13 protein-coding genes are annotated in these 12,074 nt (G+C 55.9%); 12 read left to right on the forward strand and 1 reads right to left on the reverse strand.

Features of this window, described 5'->3' with window-relative positions:
• The first annotated feature begins 46 nt into the window (after positions 1-46).
• The 7 genes from TH468_RS14890 to TH468_RS14920 all read left to right on the forward strand — a co-directional run bounded on the left by TH468_RS14890 (position 47) and on the right by TH468_RS14920 (position 5,580).
• A complete protein-coding gene (locus tag TH468_RS14890; protein WP_085645406.1) occupies positions 47-838 on the forward strand; it encodes a heme ABC transporter permease in 792 nt (263 codons plus the stop codon).
• The gene (gene ccmD, locus TH468_RS14895) at positions 835-1,038 is read left to right on the forward strand and encodes a heme exporter protein CcmD (RefSeq protein ID WP_085645408.1); all 204 of its coding nucleotides are present in this window, start codon (positions 835-837) and stop codon (positions 1,036-1,038) included. Before TH468_RS14890 ends, ccmD begins: the two co-directional genes overlap by 4 nt.
• Positions 1,039-1,069: 31 nt before the next feature.
• A complete protein-coding gene (gene ccmE, locus TH468_RS14900) occupies positions 1,070-1,558 on the forward strand; it encodes a cytochrome c maturation protein CcmE (protein WP_082822581.1) in 489 nt (162 codons plus the stop codon).
• Between the two features lie 141 nt (positions 1,559-1,699).
• Positions 1,700-3,754: a heme lyase CcmF/NrfE family subunit gene (locus tag TH468_RS14905; RefSeq protein WP_085645410.1), complete on the forward strand. Its 2,055-nt coding sequence runs from the start codon at positions 1,700-1,702 to the stop codon at positions 3,752-3,754.
• Positions 3,751-4,287, forward strand: a complete 537-nt coding sequence (locus TH468_RS14910; RefSeq protein WP_007090228.1) for a DsbE family thiol:disulfide interchange protein — start codon at positions 3,751-3,753, stop codon at positions 4,285-4,287. The genes TH468_RS14905 and TH468_RS14910 overlap by 4 nt, the downstream gene beginning before the upstream one ends.
• Complete coding sequence (locus TH468_RS14915) at positions 4,284-4,775, forward strand: cytochrome c-type biogenesis protein (RefSeq protein ID WP_085645412.1); 492 nt, start codon at positions 4,284-4,286, stop codon at positions 4,773-4,775. Before TH468_RS14910 ends, TH468_RS14915 begins: the two co-directional genes overlap by 4 nt.
• Before the next feature lie 52 nt (positions 4,776-4,827).
• Positions 4,828-5,580 (forward strand): cytochrome C biogenesis protein CcmI, encoded by a 753-nt coding sequence (locus TH468_RS14920; protein ID WP_085645414.1) that lies wholly within the window; start codon positions 4,828-4,830, stop codon positions 5,578-5,580.
• A 28-nt stretch (positions 5,581-5,608) separates the two neighbouring features.
• On the opposite strand, the gene TH468_RS14925 is transcribed toward TH468_RS14920, so the two are convergent.
• Positions 5,609-6,367 carry a DeoR/GlpR family DNA-binding transcription regulator gene (locus tag TH468_RS14925; RefSeq protein ID WP_085645416.1) on the reverse strand — a complete coding sequence of 253 codons (759 nt, stop codon included), beginning with the start codon at positions 6,365-6,367 and terminating at the stop codon, positions 5,609-5,611.
• Between the two features lie 259 nt (positions 6,368-6,626).
• Between TH468_RS14925 and deoC the strand changes: the two genes are divergently transcribed.
• The 5 genes from deoC to TH468_RS14950 all read left to right on the forward strand — a co-directional run bounded on the left by deoC (position 6,627) and on the right by TH468_RS14950 (position 12,061).
• Positions 6,627-7,298 (forward strand): deoxyribose-phosphate aldolase, encoded by a 672-nt coding sequence (gene deoC / locus TH468_RS14930; protein WP_085645589.1) that lies wholly within the window; start codon positions 6,627-6,629, stop codon positions 7,296-7,298.
• 135 nt (positions 7,299-7,433) lie between these two features.
• Positions 7,434-8,480 (forward strand): autoinducer 2 ABC transporter substrate-binding protein, encoded by a 1,047-nt coding sequence (locus tag TH468_RS14935; RefSeq protein ID WP_007090233.1) that lies wholly within the window; start codon positions 7,434-7,436, stop codon positions 8,478-8,480.
• 86 nt (positions 8,481-8,566) lie between these two features.
• Positions 8,567-10,069, forward strand: a complete 1,503-nt coding sequence (locus tag TH468_RS14940; protein ID WP_085645590.1) for a sugar ABC transporter ATP-binding protein — start codon at positions 8,567-8,569, stop codon at positions 10,067-10,069.
• An 11-nt stretch (positions 10,070-10,080) separates the two neighbouring features.
• On the forward strand, positions 10,081-11,058 hold the full coding sequence (locus TH468_RS14945) for an ABC transporter permease (RefSeq protein ID WP_062961236.1): 978 nt from the start codon (positions 10,081-10,083) through the stop codon (positions 11,056-11,058).
• Between the two features lie 10 nt (positions 11,059-11,068).
• Positions 11,069-12,061: an ABC transporter permease gene (locus tag TH468_RS14950; protein ID WP_037987469.1), complete on the forward strand. Its 993-nt coding sequence runs from the start codon at positions 11,069-11,071 to the stop codon at positions 12,059-12,061.
• Positions 12,062-12,074: the final 13 nt, after the last annotated feature.

Genomic DNA, 12,074 nt, shown 5'->3' on the forward strand with positions numbered 1-12,074 from the left:
AAAACAGACGACCTTCGGCGGCATCGCCGCAAACGGACGAGAGAAAATGCATCGTTTCGCCAAACCAAGCGTGTTTCTGAAACTGACCGGGGCCATGATGCCCTGGGTGGTCGCGCTGACCGTCATTCTGACCGCCGCCGGGCTTTATCTGGCCCTGATCGGATCGCCGGTTGACTATCAGCAGGGCAACACCGTCCGCATCATGTATATCCACGTGCCCGCGGCATGGATGGGCCTGTTCTGTTATGTCGGCATGGCTCTTTGCGGGGCCATGAGCCTGATCTGGAAACATCCGCTTGCCGATATCTGCGCGCGCGCCACCGCCCCGGTTGGCGCAACATTCACCGCCCTTACGCTTATTACCGGGTCGCTTTGGGGCGAACCGATGTGGGGAACATGGTGGGTGTGGGATGCGCGTCTGACCTCGATGCTGATCCTGCTGTTCCTCTATCTTGGCTATATCGCGCTTGTGAATGCCTTTGACGATCCCGAACGCGGATCAAAGGCCGGATCGGCCCTGGCACTGGTGGGCGCGATCAATGTGCCGATCGTCAAATTTTCCGTGGACTGGTGGAATACCCTGCATCAACCGGCATCGGTTGCCCGCATGGGCGGGCCCACCATCGATCCCAGCATGCTCGCCCCGCTTCTGATCATGGCCTTTGCCTTCACCGGTTATTATTTCATCGTTCTGGTCCTGCGCGTTCGCCTTGAACTCAATCAGCGGCGCATCCGTGCGCTTCAACTCAGCGGCCTGTTTGACGAACGCCCCGTTGCCAGCGGCGATCATGACGAACTCGCCTATGATCAGGGTCACAACGCCGGAGCCAGCAAATGAACGAATTCTTCTCAATGGGCGGCTATGGCAGCTATATCTGGGCCAGTTATGGTCTCGCAGCCCTTGCGATGATCATTCTTCTGGTCATGACCCTGCGCGGCCTTCGTCAGAGCCAGACCGAACTTGATCAGCTTGAAACTGTTCTGAAAGCCCGCCGTCCCAGACGGACCCGCACAACAGACCAGTCCCCGACTTCCTGAGCCCAAGCCTTCCTGAGCGGAGAATATCAAAGTGTCTCTTTCACGTGCCAAATCCCGCAAACGTCAACGCATGTATATCGTCATGGCTGCCCTTCTGGCGGTCGGGGCGGCGGCTGCCTTGGCACTTACGGCATTTGAAGATTCGGTTGTGTTCTTCTTCAGCCCGACCGAAATCGCCGAAAAATCGCCGATTGACCCCGATCAGCGCCTGCGCGTCGGCGGCCTCGTCGAAGAAGGATCGCTTAAAAAACTCGGCGGCGGTGAAACCGTCACCTTTATCGTCACCGACATGGCAAATGCGGTCACCATTTCCTATACCGGCATCCTTCCCGACCTGTTCCGTGAAGGTCAGGGGGTCGTCGCCGAGGGCCATATGGGTTCCGAGGGCCAGTTCATCGCATCCGAAGTTCTGGCCAAGCATGATGAAAACTACATGCCGCCCGAGGTGGCTGACTCATTGAAAAAAAGCGGTTATTGGGAAGAAATCGAAGCCCGCAACGCCGAACAGATGCGTAATTAAGCCACATTCTGCCATCATAAAAACCTCATATTGAAGCCATCAAAGCGGCATTAAACTGGGTGGATGCCTTGCTATTTGACAGCAGGGGCTGAGTGGTGTTCGTTTAGTGAACACCACATATCGGGGAAATCTGAAGAACGCATGATCGCAGAGTTTGGACATTTTGCCCTTATCCTGATTCTTGCATTGGGAACCTGTCAGGCCGTCCTGTTCTGTCCGGCCCTGTTTCGCGCAAGCTATCGCGCGCTCGGCCCGACACCGACAATGACACCGGCAATTTCTGGCGGAACCTTGCCAGATGAACTGACCGGCAATATCCGAACTTCCGAAAATGTCGGTTTCGGTGTCTGGCCCCTGCCCTTTGCCATGTGCGTTCTGGCAATCATTGCCGAAGCCGCCCTGATCCATTCCTTTATTGTCAGTGATTTTACCCTGCCCGTGGTGGCCGATTACAGTCATTCATCTACCCCGATGATTTACCGTATCGGTGCCTCCGTCATCTCCGATAGCGGTGCCATGCTGTTCTGGGTTGCGACCAGCACACTGGCGACACTAATGTTTGCCCTGCAAAGCGTGGCGCGCGGTGTTACCGAACAGGATCGTGTCGCCCTTGGTATCCTTGGCATCATTGTCGCCCTGCTGGCCGCCGCAACCCTTATTGATGCCGATCCCTTTATCCGGTCTGTCATGGCGCCCCTTGATGGCCGCGGCCTTGACCCGGAATTGCAGGACATTGCCGGTATGGCCCGCGGGCCGATCCTTTATGCCGGCCTTGCCGGATTATCGGTGATTTTCGCGGTAACCTTTGCCGCACTGCCCGGTGCGAAGCTTGACCGAGCATGGTCGGAACAACTGCGCCCGTGGACAATGATTGCCTGGACATTGCTGGGCGGGGCGATTGCCATCAACGCTTACCGGGCTTATACCGAACAGGCATGGGGTAACTGGTGGTACTGGGATACATCCGAAAATGCATTATTGCTACCGTGGCTGTTGACCACGGCATTCCTGCATTGTCGGGCCGTTCTTGAAAAAACCGAAACCCTGAAACCCTGGACGGCTCTTTTGGCGCTGTCGGCCTTTGCTGCCGGCTGGTTCGGGACATTCCTCGTACGCTCCGATCTATTGGGTCCGTTGCCAACCGCCCTGCTCAGCAGCGGCGACGCTGTTGCCCTTCTGGTTGCCTTCTGCGTTCTGTTTGGCGGGGCCTATTTCATGTTCTGGCGCTGTGCGACCGACATGATCGATGACAAGGACTTCTCGCTGGTATCGCGCGAAAGCGGCATGTTCCTCAACAGTGTGATGCTCTCGGTTGCGGCGGCCACTGTCCTGATCGGCACCATTTATCCGCTGTTCCTGCGCTGGCTGGGCGGCGATATCATCACGGTTGGCCCACCGTTCTTTGTTCAGGCCCTGATCCCGATCGGTTTGCCGCTTCTGTTTCTGATGGGCTTTGCCCCGACGCTGCGCTGGCGCAAGGACGGGGCATGGCAGATCGGGCGGCGAATGAAGCTGGCCGCCATGATGTCGCTGATCGTGATCCTGTTTGTCTGGATGCGCTTTATCGATGCGTCCCCGCTGCCATTGCTGGGTATCGGTCTTGCGGCCTGGGTCTTTACCGCCGCCCTTGGTGATCTTTGGGAGCGCCTGTGGCGTCAACCCGACCACGGCGAAGGCAAATACCGCAATCTCCAGCTTCTTGGCCCCCGCTATCTCAGCATGACCTTTGCCCATATCGGGATCGCCATCCTGATCGCCGGGGGATCGGCCAGTGCCATATGGGAACAGCAGATATCGCTTTCGGCGCGTACCGGCCAAAGCATTCAGATCGGCCCCTATAACCTGCAATACGAAGGTGTGGCGCTGCTTCCCGGTGAAAACTTCGCCACCCGCAAGGCGACCTTCATCATCTATCGCAACGCCCAGCCAGTCGCCGAACTGTTCCCCGAAGTCCGCTATTATCCGATCCGCGGCATCGAAACCAAGGAAGCCGATATCTGGCATGGACGCGATGGGGATTTGCATGTTTCCGTTGGCGAACGGGCCGAAGATGGCGGGCGTGTCGTGACCGTCCGGTTCCTGCCAATGATGCCCTGGGTTTGGGGCGGAATGTTACTGATGCTGATCGGCGGTGCCATCAGCATCTGTACGCGCATTGTCCTGCGCTATAAGAAAAACGGAGTTCCCGCTTCATGAGATTCTGGATCGCAGTCATCCCGCTGGTACTCTTTGCTGCTCTTGCCGGTGTCTTTCTGACGAATATTGGTAAAGATACATCTGTTGTGCCGTCGGCCTTGCTGGGTAAACCGGCACCCGATTTCCAGTTGCCCCCATTGCCAGGCCGTGACCGCGGATTGTCACGTGCCGATATTTCAAAAGGCGAGGTATCGGTTCTGAACGTGTTCGCCAGCTGGTGCATTCCATGTCGTGCAGAACATCCGCTCATCAAGCGCCTCGCGCGTGAGGCTGACGTTCCGGTTTATGGCCTGAACTACAAGGAAAAAGACCCGCAGGACGGTGTCAACTGGCTTGATGAACTTGGCGATCCCTATGCAGCGGTCGGGATGGATTTATCCGGGCGTACCGGGATTGATTTCGGGGTCTATGGCGTGCCGGAAACCTTTATCATCGATGGCACCGGTCAGATCCGTTACAAACATGTCGGGCCAATCTCAAATCAGGTTCTTGAAGAAGTCTTGCTGCCAAAGATTGCGGAGTTAAAAGGATGATCCGTCGAAATTATTCACTGTTCGCGGCCTTTGTCATTCTGCTGGGCCTGCACGCGGCCCCGGCTCTTGCGGTCAATCCGGACGAGATGCTGTCCAATCCCAAACTTGAAGAACGCGCGCGCGACATCAGTCAGGGCTTGCGCTGTCTGGTCTGTCAAAACCAGTCGATTGACGATTCCGATGCCGATCTGGCGCGTGATCTGCGCATTCTGGTGCGCGAACGTCTGGTTGCGGGCGACACCAACGAGGAAGTCGTTGATTACATCGTCGAACGCTATGGCGATTATGTTCTGCTGAACCCGCCGCTGAAACCCGAAACCTACATCCTGTGGATCAGCCCGGCCGTTCTGGCATTTCTGGCCCTGATTGCGGTGATCGCCTTTTACCGCCGCAAACAGCGCGAAGACGGTGCGGGCCCGAAATCGCTTTCCAATCAGGAACAGAAGCGGCTTGATGAAATCCTTGGCACGTCACAGGATCGCTCGTAACGATGCAGTCTGACCGCCCTGCATATAGCATTCTCCCCGCACGAGGTTCCCTGTGATCTGGCTTGGCCTTGTCATACTTGCCGCGTTTGGCGGACTTGCGATCTATGCCAGCCTGCCGCGTCGTGCTGCGGGGGTGGATAAAGGCCCGAATGGCAGCCGCACCTTTGGCCCGATGGCGCGGATCGGCTTTTCGACCCTGCCCGTGATTGCCGCAGTTATTTTGTATAGTGCGATCGGCATGCCACAAATTCCGTCGCGCCCCTATTCCGAACGGGCGGGCGAACGCAATCTTGCCGCCGCTGCGGCTGCGGCAACCGACATGACCGATCCCGACTTTCAGACCGATCAGCAAATCCGCCGTCTGCTCAGCCAGATCGTCCTGTCGCTCGAAGCCAATCCCCGCAATTTGCAGGGCTGGGTCGTTCTGGCGCGCGGGTCATTGCGTCTGGGCGATATCGAGCGGGCAGTTGCCGCCTTTGCACGTGCCTATGCGCTTTCCGGTCATAATCCGTTACTCGCCATCGAATATGCCGATACACGCATTACCGCCCAACAAGGCCAGATTGACAAGGTGTCACGCGATCTGATCCTGCATGCGCTTGGCCAGATGCCAAATCATCAGCTCAGCCGCTATTACTATGGCATGATGCTAAAACAGCAGGACAAGTATCAGCAGGCCCTGAATGTCTTTACCGATCTCTATCGTGACATTCCAAAGGACGATCCGCTCAGTGGCGCCACCGAGGCGGAAATACAATTGCTGAACGCAGAAATCGCCGACGCAACACAGGCCGAACCGAACTAGGCCAGAGTCCTGCCCTTGATGCCCTTCGCTATTGCGTAATCAGGGGACAACCGGTTCTGGTTGCCAGTTCCGGATCACATTTCGGGTCGGTACAGATCATGTCGAACTGCTCCAGCTTGGCAAACAGCATCGGCTTGATGACATTGAACTTTGTTGAATCGACAACAAGGATTTTGTTGGCCGCGGTCTCAAGAACCGCCTGTTTGATATCCACTTCATGCGGGTTGGAACAACTGACACCCCGGCTGATATTCACCCCGCCCGCCGACATGAAGGCCGTATTGATATTCAGGTTCAGAATGGCATTCACGCTGTTGCTATCGGCAAAGGATGCCGAAGACGCGTGATACATCCCGCCCAGCATGATGACCCGAAGGCCCGGCTTTTTGCACAGGATTTCGGCAACATTGATCGAATAGCAGATCGCCGTGATATCCCGATTTTCTGGTAACGCATTGGCGAGGTAGGGAATGGTCGTCCCGCAATCAAGAAATATGGTATCGCCCGGTTTGACATAACGCGCGGCAATCTGACAGGCTGTGCGCTTGAGATCGGTATGCGAACCGCGTTCACGGTCCAAGATGTATCCAAGGCCACCGGCTGCTGGCGACTTGAGCGTGATGTACCCCCCCATATATGTGAAAATATTTTCACAATTGGCGACATCACGGCGGACCGTCATTTCCGAAACGCCCAGCAGATCGGCGGCATCTTTCAACCGAATGACATTGCTGACCTCCAGATTGCGGGTCAGGGCTTCTATCCGGTCCTGCGATTTGATCGACATTCAGACTCCGTTCACTGCCGATATACTGGCTGACAGGCCGCAGATACATCTGAAATGATGTCGGCAACTACTCAGCACAACCATAAATTTCATCCCAAAACCCCTGATTATAGCGAGACGGGCAGCAACTCAATCAAGTTCTGTTCTGATATGTTTTTGGCTTGACCGGATGTTAACCCGATGACAGGATCATTTCAATAAATGTTAAAAATTTAACAAAACGGCGATGGCAACCCGTTATCGTCGAGGGAAACGTTACATGTCGAATGCTCCACTTCCCGCCGTTGCAGGCGATCTTGCCGCTTATATTGATCACACCCTTCTGGCGGCGGACGCCACCCCCGACCAGATTGTCTCGCTGTGCGCCGATGCGCGAAAACACGCTTTCAAGGCGGTCTGTGTCAATCCGATCTATATCCCGCTCGTCGTGCGCGAACTGGCCGATACCAATGTTCTGGCATGCTCGGTGGTGTGTTTCCCGTTCGGGGCAGATCCGGTTTCCGCCAAGGTTTCCGAAACCCGCTGGGTGGTTGAACAGGGTGCTCGCGAAGTCGATATGGTCATCGCCCTTGGCCTGCTCAAAGCTGGCGATACCGATGCCGTTCGCGCCGATATTGCCGCAGTAAAAGAAGCCTGCGGTGATGCCACCCTCAAGGTCATCATCGAAACAGCCCTGCTCACCGACGAACAGAAAGTCCTTGCCTGCGAACTGTCCAAACAGGCCGGCGCCGATTTCGTCAAAACCTCGACCGGTTTCGCCGGCGGCGGTGCCACTGCCGAAGACATCGCCCTGATGCGCAAAACCGTTGGCCCGGATATCGGGGTCAAGGCGTCGGGCGGGGTTCGCACCACCGAAGACGCATTCAAGATGATTGCAGCCGGGGCATCGCGCATCGGTGCCAGCGCCAGCATTCGGATTATCGGTCAGTAAACGGTGCCGGTGGCCGCATCCCGGCCACCGGAAAATTGCTGTTTTCAGAACGAACCGCATGAAAAGCCTTGGCTTTCATGCCAATAAGACGCAGAAAACTGCCAGCTAAAAAACGATTTCAATTTGGAGGTAACAATGAACAAGCTTCTTTCATCGCTTGTCGTCGCCGGTTCCCTGCTTGCAGGTGCGGCCCATGCAGACGAAGCGGTCAAAACGCCGGACATCATTTCGAAATTCACATCCGAAACCACCGGCAAGGAATATTCCATCGCCACCGTGGTCAAGGTTGACGGTATCGCATGGTTTGACCGTATGCGCGAAGGTGTCGAACAGTTCGGCGCAGACACCGGTCACGATACCTGGATGGTCGGACCGAGTGCCGCAGACGCTGCCGCACAGGTGCAGCTGATTGAGAACCTGATCGCACAGGGCGTTGATGCCATCAACATCGTGCCGTTCTCGGTCGAAGCCGTCGAACCGGTTCTGAAAAAGGCCCGTGACCGCGGTATCATCGTGATCGCCCACGAAGCATCAAACCTGAAAAACGCCGACTACATCCTCGAAGCGTTTGATAACAAGGCATATGGCGCGAAGCTGATGGAAGTCCTCGGGACCTCCATGGGTGGCAAGGGTAAATATGCCGCCACCGTCGGCAGCCTGACCTCCAAATCCCAGAATGAATGGATCGACGGTGCCGTCGAATACCAGAAAGAACATTTCCCGGACATGGAACTGGCGACCGAGCGTCTCGAAACCTATGACGACGCCAACACCGACTACACCAAACTCAAAGAAACCCTGACCACCTACCCGGACCTTCAGGGTATCGTTGGCGGCCCGATGCCAACCTCGGCAGGTGCCGGTCGTCTGATCGCCGAACGCGGTCTTCAGGGTAAACTGCACTTCGCAGGTACCGGTCTGGTGTCGGTTGCCGGTGAATATCTGGCAAATGGCGACATCGAATACATCCAGTTCTGGGACCCGGCGGTTGCTGGCTATGCCATGAACATGCTGGCCATTATGGCACTGGATGGCAAAGGCGACCAGATCAAGGCTGGTCTTGACCTTGGCCTTCCGGGTTACACCAATCTCAGCACCCCGGAAGGCAGCAATGCCAACCTGGTTTATGGCCAGGGCTGGGTCGGTGTGACCAAGGAAAACATGGACAAGTATAACTTCTGATTTCATCCTTTGGTGAAGGCGTCCATTAAGGACGCCTTCATTTTATTATGAGATCAGGCCCTTTGTTTCACGTTGACGGGCTTGTCATGTCTGAAAATTTCATTGAATTGCGAAACGTCCGGAAAGAATTTGCCGGCGTTGTTGCGCTTAAGGATCTTTCGCTGACGATCCGAAAAGGCGAAATCCACTGTCTTGCCGGTGAAAACGGTTCGGGCAAATCGACCCTGATCAAGATCATGTCGGGCGTTTATCAACCGACCTCCGGTGAACTCTATATCGACGGCAACAGGGTCGAGAACCTCTCTCCCATGGCGTCCATCGAACATGGGGTTCAGGTGATTTATCAGGACTTCTCCCTGTTCGGGAACCTGACAGTGGCCGAAAACCTTGCCATGAATGTGCAGCTTCGCGAACAGCGCCACATGCTGAACTGGCGTAAGGTCCGCGAGATTGCCAAAGAAGCGGTCAAACGTCTCGGGGTCGATCTTGACCTTGATACCGATGTCGAAAAACTGTCCACGGCGGGCAAGCAGCTTGTCGCGATTGCCCGTGCGCTGATGTCTGACGCCCGTCTGATCATCATGGACGAACCGACAACCGCCCTGACCGGCAAGGAAATCGAAACGCTTTTTCGCATCGTCAAGGATATCCAGTCGCGCGGAATTGCCATTTTGTTTGTCAGTCACAAAATGCGCGAAATGCTGGAAATCAGCGAACATATCACCGTCATTCGTAACGGCCAGAAAGTGGCCGACGGCCCGACCGGCGATTTTGACGAAGCCCTGATCACCCGTCACATGACCGGGTCTGATATCATTTCCGAACCCTATATCTGGGACCAGCAGAAATATGGTTCGATGCCGCCGCGCATTGAAACCAAAAACCTGACCCACGGAAACGATCTCGACAACATTAACCTCGCGATCAAACCGGGCGAGATTGTCGGTGTTTCCGGCCTGCTTGGATCGGGTCGTACCGAACTTGCCCTGTCCCTGTTTGGCATGATGCCCGGCTACAGCGGCACCATTTCGATCAACGGCGCGCAAACCGTGCTCGATACGCCGCAAAAGGCGATCCGGGCCGGGGTTGCCTATGTTCCCGAAGACCGTCTCAGCGAAGGACTGTTTTTAACCCAGGGCATTGATCGCAACATGCTTGCGACCAGTTACGAAAAACTGGCCCCCGGCCTGCTGATTGATCAGAACAAGGCCGAAGAATGGGTTGAAGCCATGATCCGCGACATGCAGATCGCAACCCCCACCGGCAAAAAGCTGGTCAAGGAACTCTCTGGCGGCAACCAGCAACGTGTGGTGATTGCCCGCTGGCTTCTGACCAATGCCAAATTCCTGATCCTGAACGGCCCGACCGTCGGGGTGGATGTCGGATCGAAGGCGGAAATTCACCGGATCATTCGCGAACTGGCCCAGAAAGAAGGGCTGGCCGTGCTGATGATTTCCGACGACGTGCCGGAACTGGTCCATAACTGTAACCGTATTGTCCTGATGCATCGCGGAGCCTTTGTCGAGGAAATGGCATCTGCCGATACCTCCGAAGACCAGATCAGCGACAAGCTCAAGAATTTAACGTAAGGAAAAACTCGATGGCCTGGTTTCATAAATCAGAGGTGGTCATCGCGGGCATTCTTGTGCTTGCCATGATCCTGATCGGGCTGGTCAACCCCGCCTTCTGGAGCCTGGACAACATGTTCAGTCTTCTGCGCAGCAACGTGATCATCGGCATCATGGCGCTTGGCGTTTTGCTGGTGATGATTTCCGGCGGGATTGATGTTTCGTTCCCGGCCTTTGCTGTTGCTGCGATGTATCTGACCATCAAGGGCATGCTGTATTTCAATTATGACGGTGTTGTCCTGCCCTTCGTTGCCGCGGCGACGATGGGGGCGCTGTTTGGCTGCCTGAATGCGTTCTTTGTTTATAAATTCCGCATGATCCCGCTGATCGTGACCTTGGGTACGGGCAGCATGGTGCGCGGGTTCCTGCTGGGTGTTGTTGGCACCAGCATGATCAATATCAACAAAATGCCCGATGCCCTGATTGATTTCGGAAAATCCGATATCATCAGCATGGTCAAACCCGATGGCACGACCTACGGCCTGACCGCGATGGTTGCTGTCTATGTCGTTCTGGCCGTGGCCCTGCATATTGTGCTGCGTTATACAATGATCGGCCGCGGGGTTTATGCCATGGGCGGCGATCCCGAAGCCGCCAGCCGCGTTGGCTTCAACATCCGCAAGATCACCTTCTTCATCTATTGTGTGGCCGGGGCCTTGGCCGGGTTTGCCGGCCTCCTGCACAGCGGCATGATCTGGCTTGCCAACCCGCGCGATTTTGTCGGTCTTGAACTGGACGTCATCGCAGCTGTGGTTCTGGGCGGTGCTTCCATCTTTGGGGGGCGCGGTTCCGTTCTGGGAACCATGCTGGGTGTGTTCATGCTGGTGATGGTGAAAAACAGCCTGATCATCATGAAGATCGACACGACGTGGCAGCGCGTTGTTGTCGGCGTCATCATTGTAATTGCCACCGCCATTACGGCATGGCGTGACCGCCGTGCGAATGCGTGAGGGGGCCGATATGAAACGTGAACTCGATTTCCGCAACCTTCTGAACAAGGACAACAACATCGTTCAGCTGATCGCCATGACGATCCTGATCTTTGTTGTCATGACCGCCCTTAGCCCGGATAAATTCCTGCGCTATTACAATTTTGAATCCATCACCTACACCTTCCCGGAACTGGGCCTTCTGTCGATTGCGATGATGATTGCCATGCTGACCGGCGGCATTGACCTTTCAGTGATCGGCATTGCCAACCTGTCGGGGATCTTTGCCGGGGTGATGTTCAAGAAATTCGCCACCGATGCCGGTGTTGCCGATACCGGTTTTGGCATCGTTCTGCTGGGCGGTGTGGTCGCCCTTGGCACCGGGCTTGTTGCCGGAGCTTTGAATGGTCTGTTGATTACCCGGTTAAAAATCACGCCCATTCTGGCCACCCTTGGCACCGGGCAGGTCTTTACCGGCCTTGCCATTGTCATGACCGGCGGTCCGGCAATTGTCGGCTTCCCCGAAGCCTGGGCCTTTATCGGCAATGGCAAGATCTTTGGTCTGGCAACGCCGTTTGTCCTGTTCGTGGTTCTGGCCTGCCTGATCGCCTTCATGCTGCGCCGCACGACCTTTGGCATCAATCTGATGCTGATCGGTACCAACCCGAAGGCCGCCCTGTTTGCCGGTCTGAAACGCGAAAAGATGGTCCTGCTCAGCTACATGCTGACCGGGGTGATGGCGTCCATCGCCGGAATCATTCTGTCGGGGCGCACCAATGCGGCAAAGTCGGATTACGGCACATCCTATCTGCTTCAGGCGGTTCTGATTGCGGTTCTGGGCGGCACCAACCCGGCCGGTGGCCGTGGCACGGTGCTCGGTGTGTCGATCGCGGTTGCGGCCCTGATGCTGCTGTCAAGCGGCTTCCAGATTCTGCGGTTTTCCAACCATCTGATCGATTTTATCTGGGGCGTGTTCCTTCTACTGGTGATTGCGCTCAACGCCTATAAAAACCGTTCGCGTTAAACGAGGTGGCTCC

Origin of the sequence: Thalassospira sp. MCCC 1A03138 (assembly GCF_002115785.1) — a bacterium.
Taxonomy (GTDB): domain Bacteria; phylum Pseudomonadota; class Alphaproteobacteria; order Rhodospirillales; family Thalassospiraceae; genus Thalassospira.

Bases quoted from the DNA above. Each gene is read 5' to 3' on its own strand.
- TH468_RS14890 (WP_085645406.1), top strand. From the start codon at position 47: ATGCATCGTTTCGCCAAACCAAGCGTGTTTCTGAAACTGACCGGGGCC.
- TH468_RS14925 (WP_085645416.1), bottom strand. From the start codon at position 6,367: ATGTCGATCAAATCGCAGGACCGGATAGAAGCCCTGACCCGCAATCTG.
- ccmD (WP_085645408.1), top strand. From the start codon at position 835: ATGAACGAATTCTTCTCAATGGGCGGCTATGGCAGCTATATCTGGGCC.
- TH468_RS14935 (WP_007090233.1), top strand. From the start codon at position 7,434: ATGAACAAGCTTCTTTCATCGCTTGTCGTCGCCGGTTCCCTGCTTGCA.
- TH468_RS14950 (WP_037987469.1), top strand. From the start codon at position 11,069: ATGAAACGTGAACTCGATTTCCGCAACCTTCTGAACAAGGACAACAAC.
- TH468_RS14905 (WP_085645410.1), top strand. From the start codon at position 1,700: ATGATCGCAGAGTTTGGACATTTTGCCCTTATCCTGATTCTTGCATTG.
- TH468_RS14915 (WP_085645412.1), top strand. From the start codon at position 4,284: ATGATCCGTCGAAATTATTCACTGTTCGCGGCCTTTGTCATTCTGCTG.
- deoC (WP_085645589.1), top strand. From the start codon at position 6,627: ATGTCGAATGCTCCACTTCCCGCCGTTGCAGGCGATCTTGCCGCTTAT.
- TH468_RS14940 (WP_085645590.1), top strand. From the start codon at position 8,567: ATGTCTGAAAATTTCATTGAATTGCGAAACGTCCGGAAAGAATTTGCC.
- TH468_RS14910 (WP_007090228.1), top strand. From the start codon at position 3,751: ATGAGATTCTGGATCGCAGTCATCCCGCTGGTACTCTTTGCTGCTCTT.
- TH468_RS14945 (WP_062961236.1), top strand. From the start codon at position 10,081: ATGGCCTGGTTTCATAAATCAGAGGTGGTCATCGCGGGCATTCTTGTG.